This is a genomic window from Maritimimonas sp. 2304DJ26-3 (genome assembly GCF_056591635.1).
The window spans coordinates 88,661-109,223 of the sequence record NZ_JBWQOK010000001.1 but is presented as its reverse complement, the minus strand read 5'-3'; the positions used below and the strand labels follow the sequence as shown (position 1 = coordinate 109,223).

General features: G+C 31.5%; 20 protein-coding genes. 5 read left to right on the top strand and 15 right to left on the bottom strand.

Features of this window, described 5'->3' with window-relative positions; translation table 11 throughout:
* Window positions 1–39 precede the first annotated feature (39 nt).
* Window positions 40–1,938: an ABC-F family ATP-binding cassette domain-containing protein gene (locus AC1EUV_RS00515; RefSeq protein ID WP_480196699.1), complete on the top strand. Its 1,899-nt coding sequence runs from the start codon at window positions 40–42 to the stop codon at window positions 1,936–1,938.
* 243 nt (window positions 1,939–2,181) lie between these two features.
* Here AC1EUV_RS00515 and AC1EUV_RS00510 read toward each other — a convergent pair whose 3' ends face one another.
* From AC1EUV_RS00510 to AC1EUV_RS00465, 10 genes are all read right to left on the bottom strand, one after another.
* Complete coding sequence (locus AC1EUV_RS00510; RefSeq protein ID WP_480196698.1) at window positions 2,182–3,492, bottom strand: DUF4249 domain-containing protein; 1,311 nt, start codon at window positions 3,490–3,492, stop codon at window positions 2,182–2,184.
* A 145-nt stretch (window positions 3,493–3,637) separates the two neighbouring features.
* The gene (locus AC1EUV_RS00505) at window positions 3,638–4,333 is read right to left on the bottom strand and encodes a CPBP family intramembrane glutamic endopeptidase (RefSeq protein WP_480196697.1); all 696 of its coding nucleotides are present in this window, start codon (window positions 4,331–4,333) and stop codon (window positions 3,638–3,640) included.
* 15 nt (window positions 4,334–4,348) lie between these two features.
* Window positions 4,349–6,025: an alkaline phosphatase PafA gene (gene pafA, locus AC1EUV_RS00500; protein ID WP_480196696.1), complete on the bottom strand. Its 1,677-nt coding sequence runs from the start codon at window positions 6,023–6,025 to the stop codon at window positions 4,349–4,351.
* The gene (locus tag AC1EUV_RS00495) at window positions 6,022–6,978 is read right to left on the bottom strand and encodes a tetratricopeptide repeat protein (RefSeq protein WP_480196695.1); all 957 of its coding nucleotides are present in this window, start codon (window positions 6,976–6,978) and stop codon (window positions 6,022–6,024) included. Before AC1EUV_RS00495 ends, pafA begins: the two co-directional genes overlap by 4 nt.
* Window positions 6,979–7,017: 39 nt before the next feature.
* Complete coding sequence (locus AC1EUV_RS00490; RefSeq protein WP_480196694.1) at window positions 7,018–7,911, bottom strand: alpha/beta hydrolase; 894 nt, start codon at window positions 7,909–7,911, stop codon at window positions 7,018–7,020.
* A gap of 11 nt (window positions 7,912–7,922) precedes the next feature.
* Window positions 7,923–9,233 (bottom strand): serine hydrolase domain-containing protein, encoded by a 1,311-nt coding sequence (locus AC1EUV_RS00485; protein WP_480196693.1) that lies wholly within the window; start codon window positions 9,231–9,233, stop codon window positions 7,923–7,925.
* 97 nt (window positions 9,234–9,330) lie between these two features.
* The gene (locus AC1EUV_RS00480) at window positions 9,331–9,852 is read right to left on the bottom strand and encodes a helix-turn-helix domain-containing protein (RefSeq protein ID WP_480196692.1); all 522 of its coding nucleotides are present in this window, start codon (window positions 9,850–9,852) and stop codon (window positions 9,331–9,333) included.
* Between the two features lie 994 nt (window positions 9,853–10,846).
* Window positions 10,847–11,404, bottom strand: a complete 558-nt coding sequence (locus AC1EUV_RS00475) for a DUF4136 domain-containing protein (RefSeq protein WP_480196691.1) — start codon at window positions 11,402–11,404, stop codon at window positions 10,847–10,849.
* Window positions 11,405–11,433: 29 nt separating this feature from the next.
* Window positions 11,434–12,021 (bottom strand): DUF4136 domain-containing protein, encoded by a 588-nt coding sequence (locus AC1EUV_RS00470; RefSeq protein WP_480196690.1) that lies wholly within the window; start codon window positions 12,019–12,021, stop codon window positions 11,434–11,436.
* 116 nt (window positions 12,022–12,137) lie between these two features.
* Window positions 12,138–12,299 (bottom strand): C1orf53 family protein, encoded by a 162-nt coding sequence (locus AC1EUV_RS00465; protein WP_480196689.1) that lies wholly within the window; start codon window positions 12,297–12,299, stop codon window positions 12,138–12,140.
* Window positions 12,300–12,419: 120 nt separating this feature from the next.
* On the opposite strand from AC1EUV_RS00465, the gene AC1EUV_RS00460 reads away from it, so the two are divergent.
* Window positions 12,420–13,310, top strand: coding sequence for a 1-aminocyclopropane-1-carboxylate deaminase/D-cysteine desulfhydrase (locus tag AC1EUV_RS00460; protein ID WP_480196688.1), 891 nt, complete (start codon window positions 12,420–12,422; stop codon window positions 13,308–13,310).
* Window positions 13,307–14,164: a glucosaminidase domain-containing protein gene (locus tag AC1EUV_RS00455; RefSeq protein ID WP_480196687.1), complete on the top strand. Its 858-nt coding sequence runs from the start codon at window positions 13,307–13,309 to the stop codon at window positions 14,162–14,164. The genes AC1EUV_RS00460 and AC1EUV_RS00455 overlap by 4 nt, the downstream gene beginning before the upstream one ends.
* A gap of 28 nt (window positions 14,165–14,192) precedes the next feature.
* Here the strand turns inward: AC1EUV_RS00455 and AC1EUV_RS00450 are convergent, their stop codons facing one another.
* Both AC1EUV_RS00450 and AC1EUV_RS00445 read right to left on the bottom strand, forming a co-directional pair.
* The gene (locus AC1EUV_RS00450) at window positions 14,193–14,666 is read right to left on the bottom strand and encodes a hypothetical protein (protein ID WP_480196686.1); all 474 of its coding nucleotides are present in this window, start codon (window positions 14,664–14,666) and stop codon (window positions 14,193–14,195) included.
* Between the two features lie 112 nt (window positions 14,667–14,778).
* Window positions 14,779–15,465, bottom strand: coding sequence for a DUF4294 domain-containing protein (locus tag AC1EUV_RS00445; protein WP_480196685.1), 687 nt, complete (start codon window positions 15,463–15,465; stop codon window positions 14,779–14,781).
* 122 nt (window positions 15,466–15,587) lie between these two features.
* Between AC1EUV_RS00445 and AC1EUV_RS00440 the strand changes: the two genes are divergently transcribed.
* On the top strand, window positions 15,588–16,676 hold the full coding sequence (locus tag AC1EUV_RS00440; protein WP_480196684.1) for a M42 family metallopeptidase: 1,089 nt from the start codon (window positions 15,588–15,590) through the stop codon (window positions 16,674–16,676).
* A gap of 23 nt (window positions 16,677–16,699) precedes the next feature.
* Here AC1EUV_RS00440 and AC1EUV_RS00435 read toward each other — a convergent pair whose 3' ends face one another.
* The 3 genes from AC1EUV_RS00435 to AC1EUV_RS00425 are packed head-to-tail and all read right to left on the bottom strand — an operon-like array spanning window position 16,700 to window position 19,193.
* Window positions 16,700–17,614: a hypothetical protein gene (locus AC1EUV_RS00435; protein WP_480196683.1), complete on the bottom strand. Its 915-nt coding sequence runs from the start codon at window positions 17,612–17,614 to the stop codon at window positions 16,700–16,702.
* Window positions 17,615–17,626: 12 nt separating this feature from the next.
* Window positions 17,627–18,094, bottom strand: a complete 468-nt coding sequence (locus AC1EUV_RS00430) for a hypothetical protein (RefSeq protein ID WP_480196682.1) — start codon at window positions 18,092–18,094, stop codon at window positions 17,627–17,629.
* A gap of 10 nt (window positions 18,095–18,104) precedes the next feature.
* A complete protein-coding gene (locus tag AC1EUV_RS00425) occupies window positions 18,105–19,193 on the bottom strand; it encodes an amidohydrolase family protein (protein WP_480196681.1) in 1,089 nt (362 codons plus the stop codon).
* A gap of 119 nt (window positions 19,194–19,312) precedes the next feature.
* Between AC1EUV_RS00425 and AC1EUV_RS00420 the strand changes: the two genes are divergently transcribed.
* Complete coding sequence (locus tag AC1EUV_RS00420; protein ID WP_480196680.1) at window positions 19,313–20,521, top strand: multidrug effflux MFS transporter; 1,209 nt, start codon at window positions 19,313–19,315, stop codon at window positions 20,519–20,521.
* Window positions 20,522–20,563 lie beyond the last annotated feature (42 nt).

Sequence of the window (20,563 nt, the reverse complement as noted above, 5' to 3'; positions counted from 1 at the left end):
GCAAAGTTAAAATTTAAAGCTAGATAAGTTCAATAAATTATGCTAAATGCACATAATATAACTGTTTCTTTTGCAGGAGAAGATTTATTTTCAGGGATCACTTTTAAGTTAGATCCTGGTAATAGAGTTGGTTTGGTTGGTAAAAACGGAGCTGGGAAATCTACATTATTAAAGATAATTGCTAAAGAACAAGAAATAGATGGAGGTACATTAGCTTTAGAGAAAGAGGTTCGTATTGGTTTTTTAAAGCAAGACATAGATTTTGTTTTTGGTAGAACCGTTTTAGACGAAGCCTACGAAGCTTTTACAGAAATCAAAGCATTAGAGCGTAAGTTAGATGAGGTAAATAAGCAGCTTGCTGAACGAAAAGATTATGAAAGCGAAGCTTATAATCAATTAATTATTGATTTGAACGATTTTACACAGCAATATGAATTGCTCGGTGGTTATAATTACCAAGGTGAAACTGAAAAAATACTACAAGGTTTAGGTTTTAAACGCGAAGATTTTGATAAGCTAACAGATACCTTTTCTGGTGGTTGGCGTATGCGTATAGAATTGGCGAAATTGTTATTGCAGAATAATGATATTTTATTATTAGATGAGCCAACAAATCATTTAGATATAGAATCAATTATTTGGCTAGAAGAATTTTTAAAAAGATATTCTGGCGCTATTATGCTAGTATCGCATGATAAAATGTTTTTAGACAATGTTACTAATAGAACTATCGAAATCTCTATGGGTAATATTTACGATTATAAATATCCATACTCTAAATATTTGATTCAGCGTAAGGAACTAATGGAAAAACAACTCCAGGCACAGAGAAATCAAGAAAAAGAGATCAAACAAACAGAGCAGCTCATTGAAAAATTCCGTTATAAAGCGAGTAAGGCAGCTTTTGCCCAATCATTAATTAAAAAGTTAGATAAGGTAGAACGTATAGAAGTTGATGTAGAAGATAAATCTGTAATGAAAGTGCGTTTTCCGTTATCTGTTAATCCTGGTAAAGTAGTTGTTGAGGCTAAGAATTTAGCTAAAAGTTACGGAGAGAAGCAAGTGTTGAGTAATGTTAACTTATTGATTGAACGTGGAAGTAAGATTGCTTTTGTCGGTCAGAATGGGCAAGGAAAAACTACATTGGCAAAAATGATTGTTGGTGAGATTCCTTTTAATGGTAATCTGAAGCTTGGTCATAACGTACAGATAGGGTACTTTGCTCAAAATCAAGCAGAATATCTCGATGGTAATAAGACAGTCTTGCAAACTATGGAAGATGCTTCTAACGATAGTAACCGTATAAAAATTCGCGACATGCTTGGTGCTTTTTTGTTCGGTGGTAATGATGTAGAGAAAAAAGTAAAAGTACTTTCTGGTGGTGAACGTAATCGTTTAGCTTTATGTAAAATGTTACTATCTCCATTTAATGTATTGGTAATGGATGAGCCAACCAATCATTTAGATATAGCTTCTAAAAATGTATTAAAAGAAGCTTTAAATAATTTTGAGGGTACGTTGATCCTAGTCTCACACGACCGTGATTTTTTACAAGGCTCAGCTAAGACGGTCTATGAATTTAAAGATGGCCGTATTAAAGAATATTTAGGCGACATAGATTATTACTTAGAGGAGCATAATCTTGAAAATCTTCGAGAGGTAGAAAAGCGCACGAAGGTTAAAGAAGTTAAAGAGATTGCATCTAATAAGAAATCTTATCAAGACGAAAAAGAATTGAAAAAGCTTCAAAATAAATTGAGTAAATTAGAAACTCAAATTGCCGATCTTGAAAAAGAGATTAAAAAAATTGATGCTCAACTCATGGACGCCGCAACTTATGAGGAACTAACGTCCAATACCGATTTTTTCACCAGCTATCAAGCGAAAAAAGATAAAGTAGAGGCATTGATGGAGGAGTGGGAGAATTTGCAGGAATAAGCTACGATTTTTCTTTGTCCTGATCTTTTCCGATATAGTAATAAATAACATAGAACCATCTAAAAAAGCCATGTACTAAGAACATCAAAATTAACTTATTTCGACTCCAAGAAAAAATTATAGCTAAAATTACACCAATTTTAATAGAATTTTTCAAAAACTCTAATCTGAATAATCAACCTTAACTTACTTTTCCGTTAACTATTGGCAGTGTAAAGTAGATATAGTTTTTATGGTGCATAATTAATCAATCCAAAATTCCGGTTTTATATTACTACCCCAGTAGGTACAATCTCCACATTCCACAGGGGTCACAGTGTATGGAGGATCATCAATGAAGTTTCCTAGAAAGTCCTCATTTCGATACAAAAACCGTATTTCATTCTTACTATATGAATCAATTAAAGGAGAAAAATTAGGGTTATTGGGATCTACCAAATTAGGAGCTGACCATACGGGTAAACCGCAAGTTACAAAAAAACGAAGTCTGTTATCATTTGGGAAAAGATCCTTGTAATTTAAAAACATTCTTTTTTTAGATACCGATGTCAGTTCAAAAAATCCAATAACTTTTTCGCTAACATTTGTAACAGGAAAAATATTCCCTTCTAAAAACCCTGTTTGATTCTCAGTAAAAACACTTTCAGAACTAGCGAGCTCATTTAAAATATTAAAATATGAATAAGCTTCAAATGATTGTACATGCTGTTTAACTAGAATACTGTATCTATCTCTAATGATTGAATCCGTTTTAGAAATAAACTTTACCGGGAACTTAGTTATTCTATCTTCTGTTAGTGTGTTTGTTTGAGTTTGAATAATATCATCATTTGATATACTTGTACTATAACAAGTTCTATTATTTCTAGAATTAGGTATATTGGCAACTTCAAATGGTGGGGTATCGGAAATAATTATTATTTCCTGTGGACCCCAATCTGGTACTACAATCCGTTGAGTTTCTTCAAATTCATATCGATAATATCTAGAATTACCTGTTGGATCAAAACTATCGACAAGAATTTCAATACCTTCTTTATCATCAGAATTAAAAGCCCTGTTGTAGGATAATTCCATAATTTGCGCATTACTTTCAGGTAAAATAGTATTCGCAGATTCATAGTGAGAACCATTTTTCAAAGTAATCTTTAATTTGTAACCAGTACTGGGTCTGATAGCAAACTTTTGGTTCGAAATATAAACGCCTTTTTTATCTTCACTAAATATATATTCAGTGTTGAATTCATCAACTATTTTCACATCAGCTTGAGTTTCATAAACTATAGGTTCATCAAATTCAAAAGTTCGAGAAAGTTTTACTTTTTGAAATTTATTTTCATCTGTCAATGATGCTTCAACAACTAAAAGATCATCAAAAGCAATATTATCTGGAACAAATTCTTCGACACAAGAATAAAATTGAAGATAAAAGATGTAGATGAAATATTGCATGATTTTTTTTAAGCATAATGTCCATTTGAAATTTGAAATTTTACCAAATGACCAGATGCAATATTTTAAAAGGTCAGCTTTCAAAGATTTCGATTCATTCATTATAATTTTTTTAAAAAAAGCTAATCAAGATTTTAGTGTTCCTTAGAATTCATAACTTTGTGAATTATATTAAAAAATACCCTTTTTCATTTGTGCTTCAATTCATACAAAAAAAATTTACTCTTGAATTTACTGGGATTTCCATTTAGAATAGCCAACCAATAAAAAGATTAGATATGTTATCATAAAAATTAAAATACATTAGAATAGCACTACTTATATCAAAGGTTGAATGAATTACTATTAAATACCAAATGTTCCTTTCAAAAAGGGCATAGGAAACACCCAAAACAATTCCAACTAGCCCAGTATATATAATCCCTACAGGCCCCTGGTAACTATGAAATAAAGAAAAAACTATTGAGGATAACAATATGCTTGCTGCCCAACCAAAGAATGAATCATTAAAGATTTTTAATAACTGAGCTAAAAGAAACCCTCTAAATAAAACTTCTTCGAAGAACCCAGCAATCAACACCAGTCGTAAAATATACAGTAATAAAAGGGTGAAGTTACCTTTTAAGTGATAAAAACTGCTTAAATCTCTTTCAGATGACAATAGTACTTCTAATATTGGCGCAATTAAAGATTTGAATAAAAAAGAAATTAAGATACCTATAAAAAATGCTTTGATTACCCAGAACTTACTAACTGGTCTATAAAACCCTACCTCATCTACATTTTCTCTCCAAAATTTTGGGGGAACAAAAAAAATTAATAAAACTGAAAAAAGTATCCCCATTGCTATTCCATAGATATTTTTAAAAATATAAATAGGTGCTAATAGCATAAAAAAGACTGAAATAATCTTTAAGATTGCCTTATATCTTGTCGATTTCATAATTTCAAAAGTCATTTAATTAAATAATTCTATTAAAGGTTTGCCAGAATTACCACTAGGTAATTGCAAATTTAATATCATGGCAAGGCTTGGCGCGATGTCAGTAATATATACAGGTCGAACAGATTGTCCATTAGGTATCCCTGGACCATACCATAACATGGGAACATGCGTGTCATAAGAGTATCCCGAACCGTGTGTAGTACCCTTTACATCCTCTAGTTTAATCTCGGAATTTGAGCTTTGAATATGACCAGGGTTAAAAATAATAGATACATCTCCAGATCGTTTGTTGTAAAATCCATTTTGTAAAAATTTTCGCGGACCTTCATAATTTAAAGTTTGGAGTTGATTGCTGCTTATAGCCATTTTAATTCCTTTAAGAGTTATAAGGTAACTAGAAACAGAATTTTGAATATTATTGAGTTTAAGACCTAATTCTAATATTTTATTTCTATTTAAATATAACTGCTCTCCATCAAAATTTTGAATTAATGAATCACTTTTATAATTTTTAGTCAAAAATAAATTTAAAGATTTTTTATATCCCTTTATCCTTGCTATGCCAGTTGGCAATTTATGTCTTTTTAAAAAAGATGCAACTGGAATTGCAGCATGATCAGATGTCAGAAAAACGATATATTTATTTTTTCCGATATATTTATCTAGGGATTTAAATAAATGATCTAAATCCTTATCTAATCGAAGATAAATATCTTCAATTTCAACTGAATGTGGCCCAAAAGTATGACCGGCAACATCAGGAACTGAATATCCGATGTTAATTAAATCGGTATATTCATCTTTTCCCAGATTTTCGTTTTTGATTGCCTCTATTGCAAAATCCGTAAGCATGGAATTACCATTAGGATTTATCCACATCAATTGAAATTCTGCTTTTCTTTCTCTATATATTTTTCTTAATTTTTTGAAATTATATGGAAAAGTTGGATTCTCCTTACCTCTAAGTATTCTCTCATGACTATTATTGTCGTCCGAACTCATAATATAACTATTAACTGGGTAAAGCGTATTCCATGTTTTATTTAAATATTGATCTGGTTTGTTCATGCTATTATACTCAGTCACCCATTTAGGAAGTTTTTCCATATAATATGAACTTGACACGAAATATCCTGGGCTTGATTTCCAATCATACCAATAAGCTGCATTAGCCGTATGCCCACCAGGCAGAATAGCTGCTCGATCTTTTAATGAAACACTTATAACCTTCGATTTAAAATTTGAATTGAGCCTTAATTGATCTGAGATTGTTGTAACTAATAAATTCTTAGGAGAAACACCTTCGCTATTTTCTCTTTTTGATCCTATAATTTCCGTTAAAGAATCAGAGACATTTTCAACCTCTTTATTCAAATCACGGTCGAACCAGCTATTTCCAATAATTCCATGTATTGAAGGTGTAGTTCCGGTGTAAATTGAAGCATGACCAGATGCAGTAACTGTAGGGATAAAGTTATAATTCATATTTTTAAAATTATACCCTTCATTAATTAACCTTTTAAACCCACCTGAAGAATACCTATTTTCGTATTTATGTAATTGATCAAATCTCATTTGATCAACAACAATTCCTATGACAAGTTTGGGTTTTTTATTTGCCTCTTTTTGTGCGTTAAGAGTATCTATACTTAGAAAAATAAGCAGGATAAGTAGAATTTTTTTATTCATAATTTATTTGATTTTAGCATTAGGTTTTTTGCCTTTTTTAATATTTCATTATTTTGAATTTCCTTTGAAAGACTTATTATTTTAGGTAATAATTTTTGAACTCTTTTATTAGCTCCTGTTTTTTGATAAATTTTAACCAATTCCCAATTGGCTCTTAACTCTCCAAATGGTGAACTTATTTTTTTGGCATTATTTAATGCATATTTTAAAAGTGATTTTGATTTTTTATACTCGGAATTGCGAGCATAAACTTGTGCTAAAGAAATAGAAGAAAATATGACTCCATCTATATATCCAATTTCTTTGCGAAGTTTTAGAGATTTCCTAAAATGTTGAATAGTTTCTTCTAGATTTCCATTAAAATAAAAAATATACCCTAAATGTCGTTCCGCATCGGCTTCCATAAATTTGGATTTGGACATTTTTGCATACTTAAGGCATTCACGAAGTGTAATGTTTGCTTGTTCTAGAAGTCCCCGTCTTAAACTTATTGTGCCTATTAAGTTTAAACATTGTGAAATTCCAAAGTAATCGTTTTGTTTTCTTCTCAATAAAAGGGATTTATAAAGTTGCTCTAAAGAACTATTCCAATATTTTGGCCCTTCTCTAAATCGATAAAATGCGATACCATAAATAGCTTTTGCCATAAGGATAGAATCCTTGTGGCTTAATGAGGTTTGTAGAACACTTTTGTATAACTTAAGGGCCTTTTTGTCCATAAAATTTTCATGAAAAGATTTTCTTAAAAAGATTTCAGCGAGGACAATTTTAATTCTCCCTGTTTCATTAGATGTAGAATCTTTCCGATTGAGATCAACTAATTTGTTTTGTAATAAAGATATTGCGTCATAAAACTTGCCTTCAAGTTTTAATTCTTTAATATTTTCTATAAAATTATTATACTCATCTTTTTCAGTTTGTGCGAAGGGTGATTCTATAGAAAGAAAATACATGCACAAAATAAATAGTATAATAGAGGAACTTTTCATAGTTTAATTTTTAATAACATTATTCCAAAAATCTAAGCCAATAGGAATATTCATTTTATAATAATTATTACCATGACCACCCTCGTTTAACCTGAAAGTGTGAGGTATAAGTTTTTTATTTAATTCTTGACTTAGTAGTATATTGGTCTCATAAAACTTAAGATGATCGCTTTTCCCTACATCGAAATATATTTTCTGACTACTTGAAAATTCTGTATTTCGAATTAACCAAATTAAATTCTGTCTCTGCCAATTTTCTTGTGTTATAGGAGAGCCATATATCGGAGAAAAATATGACTCCAGAAACGGTTTGCTCCAGTCAAACACATTAGTTAATTCTGGATAATGCACAGAGGCACTATGACTAATTAATATTCCAAATTTTTTTGGATTTTTAAACCCATTGAATAGAGCTCCTTCTCCTCCCATGGACACACCATATAGCCCTCTCTTATTTGGAGAATTTATCGTACGGTATTTAGTATCAATCAATTTGATTAAACTTGTGCTAATAAAATCAGACCATAATTGACCTTCCCCAACCCAGTTGGTGTAATTGTTATTTTGATTGTTGAATGTAACCAAAATAAATTCCTCCAACGTTCTTTTGTTGAAACCATCTCTTAGGATTGAATCTATTTTTAAATCATAAATTATAGAATCTGTTTGGTTGTAACCTGGTAAAAAATATAGGACTGGATATCTTTTGTTTGTTTTTTTATAATAGGTTGGTAGAATAGCCCTAATCCTAATTGAATCATACTTGTTTATTAATGAATCCTTTATATAAAATGCTTCTATCGATAGGGGTTTTTTAGATACTGATATTTCAGAAACATTTCGACAAGATATTATGCATATTGAAGCTGTTATAAAAGTTACAATTTTCTTGTTCATGAAAATGCAAATTATTTTGTCAATTTAATGGCCTTATCTCCATTTTCCCATGTAAAACTTGAAACCAAATTACCCTCATCTCGATTGAACTTGAGTTCTTCCATATAATTTGTATCATAAAAAACATCCTTTCTTAAAGGGATTAATCGATTGGCTCTCCATTTATCATGGTTTTCTATTTCAATTAGTACATTATTTTGCTTTTTTATTTTGATTGAATCATGTCCAATAATATAGGTTCCCTCAAATTCTAAAAATGTGCTAGGGAGAATTGATTTATCTTCGATTATATTTAAAAACTTCACATCTTTACCTAGTACGATATTCGAAAGTCCCAATGACATTTTTCGTATTGGCGTGCTATAATTATTACTTAAAATGACTATAAAAAATTCCTTGTACCCCCAAATAGATGCGTTATAACCTGGAGATTTCCCATATGTTCCTTGGTTGTAGAGTGGATCGGTCGATTCACTCAAATCACCATCCCTATAGGCTTTTTGAAATAAATACATGTCACGAGTAGTAGAATATATTGATCCTCCACCTATTTTAATAGACGGGTTGTAATAAAGGGGAGCTTGAAGACCCTTACCACTTAAATTCATCATGTAACCTTTTGCTAAGTTTTCAATAATTTTAATACCATTGTCATTGCCAGAGTTGCTCATTTTAGCAGGTATGAAAATGTTTCTTGTTAGGTAGTTACTATAGCTAAGACCTGAGACTTTTTCAATTATATAGGCTAGTAAAACATAACCTGAATTAGAATATCTTTCATCAGTTCCTGGAGCGAAATCTAACTGCCGGTTTTTAAACAGACTGATAACATCAGTTATTGAATAAAATTCTTTCGCAAACTGGTCATATTCGGAGAAATCATTTAAATGAGGAATTCCAGACGAATGATCTAGAAGTTGCTTCACTGTTATCATGTCCCCAAATGGATAATCGGTGATAAATTTAGAAAGTTTGTCTTCCAACTTTAACTTTCCTTTTTCTACCAATTGAATTATTGCAAGCTTTGTTATCGATTTGGATATCGAAGCGATTCTAAATTTTGTTTCTGATGTTGCAGCAACGTTATGTTCTAAATTTGCTTTTCCATAAGATTTCTCCAAAAGAACCTTGTCATTTTTCATTATCAAAATGTTACCGCTGAAGAGGTCATTTTTCTCAAATGATGAAATATATTCTTTTACAAGCTGTATTATTTTTACTTCTTGAGTAGAGTTAATTACTTGTTTAGCTTTAGTCGATGTAGATTCGTTATAACAACTAGATATTATAAATGCAAATAGAAATACTGTAAATTTTTTCAAATTAAATTAATGTTAAGGATGAAATATAAAATTAAATACTTCAATCTGATCAGCATTCTATTTAGGTCAAAATTTAGTACAAAACAATCGGGAAAAACTATGTTACTTTTTTGCGATATTGTAATGGTGTTAGCTGAGTTGCCTTTTTGAATTCAGCGAAGAAAGTTGACTTGGAATTATAGCCAACATCGAGTGCCAATTGCTCCATTTTCATTAAGTGTTTCGTGTTTTTAAGTATTTTTTTTGCTGCTTTAATTCTCAGTCCGTTCGTTAGAGTAAAAAAGCTACAATTCAATTCTTCATTTAAAATCTGTGATATATGATGTTTGCTAATACCAATTTTTTCAGATAGAAATTTCATTGAAAAATCCGATCTTAGGTACAGTTTGTCCTCCTCTAGAATATTTAATATTCTATTTAACTTTTCTGTTTTATATTCTTTACTTAGTGACGACTTTTCATATTTAATTATTTCCCTCTTAAAAGTAATTGGTTTTAAAATTACATAGAATGCAATTAAGTACATCGAAAGCGTTAGATATAAGCTTGAAATAAATTGAGGAACAATACTTTTAATAATATATGATCCGTTAATATCTCCATTTTGAGAAAAAATCAAAATCAAAGCATATATTGTCAATATACTTGTAAGATAAAAAAGCCAATGTCTATTAAGTAGGGAAATTAAAGATTTATATAAGTGCATAACTCTAAAACTTAAAAAACAATAAATTAGAATATGCAAGAAAATAATTTCAACAATAATCAAACCATTTATATTCCACGGGTCAAATGAAAATGCCATTTCCGTCTTCTCAATTCCCCAATCAGAATGAAAACCGCTCGCAATCAGATATAGTTTATATTTTGATGGTTGTAAGAAAAAATTGAAGGAATAAAGAAAATAAAAGATAAAAGGCAAATAATGGAGTATTTTTTTTCGAATTTTTCTTTTACTTAGTACTAAGGAATACTCGTACAATATCGGGCCTAGAAGAAAAATAAATGGTGTTGGAAACTTAAAAAAATGAATTATAAATTTCAAAAGACCAGATCTAGCCAGAAAGGATTCAACTAGAAATAACAATAGAATTATCAACCACCAAATAAGAAGTTTATGAGATTTGTTTTTTACTTTAAAAACAAGAAAAGATAACACAAATATACCTTGTATTATCCCAAATAAAATAACCATAATATACCAATCAAATTTCATGAGTTATTTTTTTGAAGTCATAAGGCATTACAGAATCCATGTTTATTCTTGTTCAGTGAATATTTTACTCTTTATTAGAGCAAAATAATGAATTTTCTTCCATAATTTCCCTGTATTAAAGACAAATAAAAATATCTTTTTGGACAAAATCTGTATACTAAAAGTAGATTCATATATGACCTTATTTTCAGATTAAATAATTGGAGTAGCTTGCAAAGTTCATAGTAAAACTAGGTTCTCATACCATTGTAATTAAGAATTATTCATTCAAAGTTTAAGGTGGCCGTGCAATGCAGTGGTAACCAATAACATCTTATTATTTAAGAAAATAGAAAATCCCAAAGCAAGCAGTTACTCGTTTTGGGATTTTCAATCAAACAGAAAATATAAACAATGCCTATTCGGCACTTGGTGGATAATTGGCCATAATTTCTGTTACGAATTCACTAATTCGTTCCTCTTTCTTTTCAATATTTTTTGCAGAACGCAAAGCACCAGTACCTACACCTTGCCATGCTAATTCTTTTTTCTTTGCATCAATTAAATCAATAAATAAGGTTCCTTCGGTAGATTTGACAACCGTTTGGTAGGCGTTAGATCCAAAACCTAATCCTAAAGGTCCAAATCCTCCATAATACCATGGGTACCATCCAAAGTAACGATTGTTATTATAGACATCAATCTTTTTACGTGACTTGGTAAAAATATTAACTAAAACATCTGGGTTCTTAGACTTTGTCAACCCTTTAGTCTCTAATTCTTTTTCAATCGCCTTTAGTATCCTACGCTTATCTAGATCAGAAATATCGACTTTATCTATCCCTTTTTTATAAAAGGCAAAGGTTTTATAATCGCCAAAGTCGGTTTTATCATCATAATTAGATGCAACTTTAACCGAAGCACAAGAAGTGGCTATAAAAAGTATAGTTAGTACAAGTAGTTTTGTAATTCTCATCATTATTATATTAAATACTAATCTCTATTTTATTCTGCACCAGGAGGATAACCTGCCATAATTTCTGAGACAAAATCCTTAAGACGCTCTTCTTTCTTTTCAACGTTTTGAGCAGGGCGAAATGAACCCGTACCTGTACCTTGCCATGCCAATTCTCTTTTTTTAGCATCTATCAGGTCAATAAATAAAGTACCTTGTACAGATTGGGTAATCTGATAATCATCAGCTCCAGCATTCCAAGGACCCCATGCTCCCCAGCCCCAGGCACCTAAACCCCATGGACTCCAAAGGCCCCAAGGCCCAAAACCACCCCAACCAAAGTTGTTATTGTTGCGTACATTTACCTTATTGCTAGACTTGGTGAAAATATTAACCAAAACATCAGGGTTTTCCGATTTTACGAAACCTTTAGCGGCTAATTCTTTTTCAATTGCCTTTAAGATTCTTTTTTTATCAAGGTCAGAAATATCAGCTTTTTCAATTCCTTTTTTATAAAAGGCATAGGTCTTAAATTCATTAAAGTTTGTAGACTTATCATAGTCTGAAGCCACTTGTACGGAAACACATGAAGTGGTTGCAAACAATACCGTGAGTAAGAGTAATTTTACTAATTTCATGCTGTTAATATATAATTAGATAATATTTGACTATATATTGCTCTCAAAATATAGTTGAAAACGTTAAAATAAATTAACAAGAATCATGCCGAATTTCCTCTAATTTAATGCTTTTATTATTGAGAGTTTGTTTTCTTATTATAACCATAAGGGCAATGCTTGCAGACACTTTCACAACAATAACCACGTTTTAAATGGTATTTTTCTGTAAAGACCTTATATCCTTGCTCAGAATAATAAAAATCATCTGGTTCTAATTCGGGTAATTTATTGTACACTTCATTACTAAATTATTGATGCAAAATTACATATTTACACGTTAATAATCTTGTTAATTTCTAGTGATTAATGGTAGCTGTAAAGCGTATGTATTTAAGTACATTTGTGCTTATTGGGTAATGAAGAGTAGTAATCAATCTATAGAATTTAATGGAATAGGGTTAACCGTTAAACGGGAAGATTTACTACATCCAATTATCTCGGGAAATAAATATCGCAAACAAAAATACAATTTAGAAGAAGCAAAACGGCTACACAAGGATAAATTATTAACGTTTGGAGGAGCTTATTCTAATCATATAGCTGCAGTAGCCGGAGCAGGAAAGGAATTTGGATTTAAAACTATTGGGATTATTCGTGGCGAGGAACTTAAAACTCGGTTTTTGGATAATGCTACGCTGCGCTTTGCCCGAGAATGCGGTATGCAATTTGATTTTATTTCTAGGGAGGCTTATCGAAAGAAGAATGATGCAGATTTTGTTGAAAGCCTTAGAGAAAAGCATGACGATTTTTATCTGATTCCAGAAGGAGGAACCAATGTACTTGCTATTAAAGGTTGTGAAGAAATTTTAACAAAAGAAGACCAAGAATTTGATCATATATGTGTGCCAGTTGGTACTGGAGGTACCGTTGCAGGTTTGATCAATTCCGCGAAAGCTAAACAGAAAGTCATAGGCTTTTCAGCTTTAAAAGGTAGTTTTTTAACTAATGATGTTAGAAAACTTACTAAAAGGCATGAAAATTGGCATATAAACAACGACTATCATTTTGGTGGTTATGGTAAAATAAATGACAAACTTATTACGTTTATCAATCAGTTTAAGCAACAAACGGGTATTCCTCTTGACCCTATCTATACAGGAAAAATGGTATACGGAATTGTTGACTTAGCAAGAAAAGAATATTTTAAAGGCAAGAGTAAAATCTTAATAATCCACACTGGAGGTTTACAAGGAATTGAAGGTGTTAATAAAAAATTAGAACGGCAGCAAAAGCCATTGATTGAATGATGAAAAACTTTTTTTTAATACTTGTGTTTTTTTCTTTATTAATGAGCTGTAGCTCTAAGAAAACCATTATTTCTTCTAAAAAGGAACCTCAAAAAGCTGTAGTAAAAACAAAGCCGCAAACTAAGCCTATAGCGGTAAAAAATATTGCTGTAGAGAAAGTTCCAAGAGCAGATGAACTAGTTTATGATCTTAAAAAACGAAAGCCATATTTACATAAAAGTACCTTAGCTTATGTTGAAGAATACAACGATATAGCTATAGCAGAAATGTTGAAGTATAAAATTCCTGCTAGCATTACGCTGGCGCAAGGTATACTAGAATCGAATAGTGGTAGGAGTCGTTTAACTGTAAAAGGTAATAATCATTTTGGTGTAAAATGCCACAGAAGTTGGAAAGGAAAGCGCATTTACCATGATGACGATGCTAAACAAGAATGTTTTAGAAAATATGAACACCCTTTATCATCTTTTAGAGATCATTCGTTGTTCTTATTTGAAAGAAAACGTTATGCCGCATTATTTGATTTAAAATTAACTAACTATAAAGGCTGGGCAAGAGGTTTAAAAAAAGCAGGATATGCTACTGACCCAAAATATCCTAAGAAATTAATTACCCTCATCGAATTGTATGAATTATATAAATTCGATGATTTTAATGATAAGTATGCAGGCGGGGTAACTAGAGTGAAGAAAAAAACACCGGTGAAACCTGGTACTTATGTTAAGGTTAAAAAAGGTGATACATTATATTCTTTAGCTAGACAATATAATTTAACTGTAGATCGATTAAAATGGTTAAACGGATTAAAAAGTAATGACCTTTCAATAGGCCAGAAAATTTATATAGAGTTATGAAAATAAAAAGCGGCTTTTGCCGCTTTTTTTATCTTCTATCTTGAAATTTTCTATGTCTCATTTTTCGTTTTTTCATCTTGCGTTTGGCCATTTTTCTCTTGGCCTTATGAGCTTTATGTTTTCTAGTTTTTTTCCAAGTATCAAACTGTTTTTCGTTTAATATCTTTTTCATTTCAGTTTGATGAACAAGTTGCTTATCTAACCTACTGTTTTTCAAATTAAAAAGCTCATCGTTAGATAATTGTTTTTTCTCTGCTCTAATGGCTTTTAACTCTTCCATTTTTTGCTTACGCTCAGTGGCTTTACGTTTATTAATCTCAAAAACCTGATCTTGTTGTTTTTTAGATAAGTCAAGATCTAAAGCCATTTTTTTAGTTTGTAATTCGGCTATTTGCTCAGCAGTAAAGTTTGGACGTTTGCGTTTCTGTTGATTTTCTTGCTCTTGCGCATAAACACCTATAGTGAATAATACTAACAAAACAAGACTTACTAATTTTTTCATACTATACATTTTAAATAATTTATAATTTTTACACAACTATGACTAGCTATAAAGTCAAAGGTTTAATTGTAGAGAATGGTTTAACAAAGCTTTAACTTTCTAGCTTTAAAAGTTAAGATTTCCTGTTGTTGATAGTCTCAATTACATCAATATCTTTAAATCTCTTAGAGATATCGTAATAATCGATTGGTAAGCGCGGTTTTTGTTCTTTTAAACTACCATTTACAAATGAACGTTGCAATATATCCTCTATCAAAAAATCTATTGCTTCACTTTCAGGGCGGTATTCACTTTTTAATGATAGTTTGAACATATTTGCAGTAGTATTATACCAAAAAGCTTTCCAACCACTTCGGTATTCTTTAACTAGATCAAAAGCAGTTAATCCAGTTTGACGATGTAGTAGCTTTATAAGAATGCGTCCTTCTGTGCGAGTCATTTTTTTTAGTTTATCTGTAAACTCACCTTCCATGTATTTTTGCATTTTTTTGGTGTGGCGTTTACGCTTCCGCTTAGAGCGTATTTTTGCTAACTGATCATTTAATTGTATCAATCGGTCAGCTGCTAATTTTGCATATGGGTAGGCTTTATGTACTTTTTTCCAATACCAATAATAGTATCGTTTTTCTTTTGTAGAATCGAATTTTAACTTATTTAAAACCACAACTTCATCTAAAGAAATAATAGCAGAATCACCTTTTATAATGATCAGGTCGTCAATAATTGTATCTTTTTTTACTTCTTGTGCTGAGATTGCAATAGTAAAAAGAACTAATATGTATATTAGAATATTCTTCATTATTCCTTTTAAAAGGAGGTTTTCAAATACCATTCCAAAAGTAGAATATTTATTAGACTCACTCTAAACATTAACGTTTATTTAGCTATAAATTATTACATTCGTGTACTAAATTTTAAACAATGGCAAAAAAGAGCATTCTCAATAAAAAATCACTTACGTTTTTAGAAAAATATTTGAATAATGCTTCACCAACTGGTTATGAGTGGGATGGACAAAAGATTTGGATGGATTATCTAAAACCTTATGTAGATGAATTTATTACGGATACTTACGGTACAGCTGTTGGTGTTATCAACCCAGAAGCTGAATATAAAGTTGTAATAGAAGGTCATGCTGACGAAATCTCATGGTACGTAAATTATATTTCTGATAATGGACTGATATATGTAGTGCGTAATGGGGGTTCTGATCACCAAATTGCTCCCAGTAAAGTTGTAAATATTCATACTAAAAAAGGAATTGTTAAGGGAGTTTTTGGATGGCCAGCGATTCACACACGTAGTAGAGCTAAAGAACAACCGCCAAAACCTGAAAATATTTTTATTGATGTTGGATGCAAGAAGAAAGAAGAAGTTGAAAAGTTAGGTGTACATGTTGGTTGCGTAATAACCTATCCAGACGAGTTTCATATTCTAAATAAGAACAACTTTGTATGTCGAGCTTTAGACAATAGAATGGGCGGATTTATGATCGCTGAAGTTGCACGATTATTAAAAGAAAATAAAAAGAAATTACCTTTTGGTTTATACATTGTAAATGCAGTACAAGAAGAGATTGGTTTACGTGGTGCTCAAATGATTGCAGAACGTATTCAGCCAAATGTAGCCGTTGTTACAGATGTTACGCATGATACTACTACACCGATGATTGACAAAAAGAAACAAGGTTATTGTGAGACAGGTAAGGGTCCTGTAATTGCATATGCGCCAGCTGTCCAACAAAAATTACGAGATCTTATTACTGATACTGCTGAATCAAATAAAATTCCGTTCCAACGAGCGGCATTATCTAGAGCTACAGGAACAGATACTGACGCTTTTGCTTATAGTGGAAGCGGCGTTGCTTCTGCGTTGATATCTTTACCATTACGTTATATGCACACTACGGTAGAAATGGTACATAAAGAAGATGTTGAAAATGTGATCAAGTTGATCTATGAATCGTTGCTTAATATTAAAAGTGGAGAAACCTTTAGTTATTTTGAATAGATAAAAGCCCCAAACGGGGCTTTTTAATTTAATTTTCCATCCAACCAATGAATAATATTGAGTAATAATTGATAATTTTCTTTAGCAATATCTAAACTCATCCCAAAGCGTCTTCTATTTGGCCCAGCTAATTGAGCAGTAAACATGGCTGCTTCTCCCCACATTACAACCCTACCTTTTCCATATTTTCTATATGCACCTTGCGACCATCCTTTAATAGGTGTTCTTGGAATACCCCTAAAAACCCATGCTGTGTCTGGCAACATATTTACATATTTATCATCAAAAGTTAAAACGGACGTTGCGTCATCAGGAATTTTGAATCCTTGACCTGTAAAAGAAACTATATTGTTTACAGTTTCATTAGCGCTATTCCCTTTTGTGATGCTATTTTCAGAAAGAGTATTGTTTTCTTTATTAAAATAAGCAGTGCCCCGGTTTGATTCTGTGTTAAAAACAAATCCATTTGTAAACTCAAAATCAAAAACAGCTGCTAATTTTTCAGCAGCGCCAGCCATAGGCATATGATCGGCAATTAGAAATAAACTGCCTCCATCATTTACCCATTGTTCTACGGTTTCTATTTCTTTTTTTGTAAAAGCAGATGGATTTGGTAAAACCCAGCTTCTAATGTTTACTTCGTTCAATGCATTAGAGATGACTAGTATTTTTCCTTTTGATAATTTTTCTTTAGTGAATTCCCCTGTATATCCGTCAATTACATAACCATCTCTTTTTAATAAGTTGGCAAAAGCCCAATAGTTACCATCTTTGGTGTGAAAATTATGATGACCTTCATCAATAAAAATCAATGAACCTTTACCAGACCTATACATTGGTTTTTCTATGGTCGGATTATAAGTAGTATCAGGTATTTGTTGCGTAAATGTTACTTGCGCGAAAAAAATAAAGATTAAAGCAAATAGTAATGATCTCATTATTTCGTAGGATTAATTATGTTGCTTTTTAAAGTCGAATTCATATATAACCAAACTATCATTTTCGTATCCCATTATTGTTCTCTTGTAATTACTTGCATCTATAAATTCATATTTTACCTGATACGGATTTTTATAATCTTTGTTTTCGAAAATGATTCCGTTTTCGCTAGATTTTATTGCTTTAAATATTTTTGGATTTGAATTTTTTATTACGCTAAAAAGAATAATATCTGAACCAACTTTTTCTATTCTTGTTTTGGCACTATAGCTTGTATCTGCTTTTTCAATATAATAACCTTGTTGTTGCATCCAACCGTTTTTCTCTAATTGCCAAGTTTCATGGAGTTCACCAGAAAATGCATTGGTTTTCCATGAGCCACTTAATTTTGAAACAAGGTTTAAGTTATCTTTAATACGTGATTGTTTAGAACAAGATATAATTAATAAGATGCTTGCTAAAAATAGAATAGATTTCATAGATGATATTTTATTTTGGGAAAAGCGATTTATCTAAACCAGGGACTAATTTTAATGCATTTTTGAAGTAAACCTTTTTTAAAACGTCATCTGATAGGTTTAAGCCATACATAGCCCAAAATGCATGATATTTTTTATGGTAAGGAAAATATTCATCATCAGATTCTAGAACCCTAAAATACGTAGGGAATTCTTCTGGTTTCCAACTGTCCTTCCCAAAAAGAATTCTGTCTTGATATTTTTCGAAGAATGCTTTTGCGAAGCGAGGTTGACGACCTAATTCTGCTATAATAGCACCGATACCCACATACATATTTGGCATTTCTTCTAATAGCTGTCCAAGCTTCCCTAAATCATTTGCGTACCAACCCATATGCGCATTTATAAACTTGGTTTTTGGATGTTTTTTAAACATATTATGTTGCTCTGATATTAGTTGTTCCCAAGGAGCGGGATTATCGGCTCCACGCTTTCTTCTTGGTTTTGTTTTTAACTCTAACCAACGTTCGTTATCGCCATCAAACTCATCCCAAAAAGATTTAGGGTCGGCAGTATGTATCAAAACAGGAACGCCCATTTCGGCACACTTTGCCCAAATAGGATCTAAGCGAGGATCATCTACTTTTAATCGATTACCATCAGTGTCTTTGTTATACATACCTAAGCTTTTATAAACTTTTAATCCTCTCGCACCATTATTTATATCTTGTTCTAATTGAGCTGCGGCTTTTTCTGCCCAACCTTCTGAGCCAACTTCTTTGAAATTTACATTAGCAAAAACAACAAACCTATTTGGGTAGTTATCATCAATATTCTTTACTGACTTTTTTAGATTTTCACCCGAGCGACCACTTAAATTAACCATGATACCCATGTTCAATGTATCCATAGCGGCAATAACGGGTGTAAGATCTTGTTCAGCCATTTTATATTGATGCCCATGTATATCAATAAAAGGGAATTTTGCCTTTTTTATAATACTGCTCGGAACGATCAAGGTAGACTTTGGATTGTACTGTTCAAAAGTGAGGTCCTGGGCCTTTAAGCAGCTAGATAGAAAAACCATAATGCAAAGCAGGGGTAATATTTTAAATTTCATTGTATTGAATTAATAGTTTATAAAGATACCAATAGCGGAACAAGTATAGAAGACTTTAGCAAATGTTTAACAATATATGAATTTAAATTAATGAGTTTAGATTTAACTACATTTGCTCAATGCAAACCAATCAACCGAAACTTGAATTAGAATTTGTAACATTAATGGCCTCATTAATGTCGATAGTGGCATTGTCAATAGATGCTTTATTACCTGCTTTGCCGGAAATAGGCTCTTATCTTAAAGTGGTTAATACAAATGATAATCAGTTAATGATTACAATGATCTTTTTAGGGCTAGGTTTTGGGCAATTGATTTTTGGACCTTTATCTGATAGTTTTGGTCGAAAGCCCATAGTTTATGCTGGTTTTTTATTGTTTATAGTTGCTAGCATTATTTGTGTAACTACTAAGAACTTTGAGATGATGATTTTTGGACGAGTACTGCAAGGCATTGGGTTGTCTTCTCCTCGTACTATGGCAATCGCTATTATTCGAGATAGATATTCTGGCGATTACATGGCTAAGATCATTTCAATCGTAGTTATGGTCTTTATACTGGTTCCGGTAATCGCACCTGCTTTAGGACAATTTATCTTAAATTATTACCACTGGAAAGTTATTTTTTATGTAAATCTAGTTTTTGGCTTACTTGTCGTGTTTTGGTTTTGGATACGGCAAAGGGAAACTTTAAAGCCTGAGAACAAAATACCTTTTAAAAGAAGTATATTTATTGACGGTACAATAGAATTTTTGAAATACAAAGAAGTCATTGCCTTCACCATTGTGTCGGGATTTATTACAGGTTCTTTTATGGTGTATTTAAGTACGTCTCAACAGATATTTGAGCAACAATATAGTATGGCAGAGCTATTTCCATATATTTTTGCAAGCCTAGCTATTTCTGTAGGATTGTCAACTTTTTTGAATAGCCGTTTGGTAGTGCGTTTTGGTATGTGGAAAATAGCATATATAGCTTGTATAGCTTATGTACTAATTTCTTTGATTTATGTACTGTTGTTTTGGTCAGGAAAAAACCCTAGTATAGAAGTTTTATTAGGTTTTTTTGCGCTACAATTCTTTGCTATTGGTTTCTTATTTGGAAATCTACGAGCGTTGGCTATGAACCCTCTTGGACATATTGCGGGTATAGGCGCTGCAATTAATGGATTTGTATCAACAGTAATGGCAGTGCCTATTGCTAATTATATTGGGAGTTTTGTAAAGGACTCTGTGTTGCCTTTGTTTATAGGTTTTTCTGTATTTGGTTTGTTATCTCTTCTTACTTTCTTATATGTGAAGAAGAATAGATCTTTAGATGGGATATAATAATCATTTGCTTTTCATCTTCTAATTTTTAAGTAATATTTA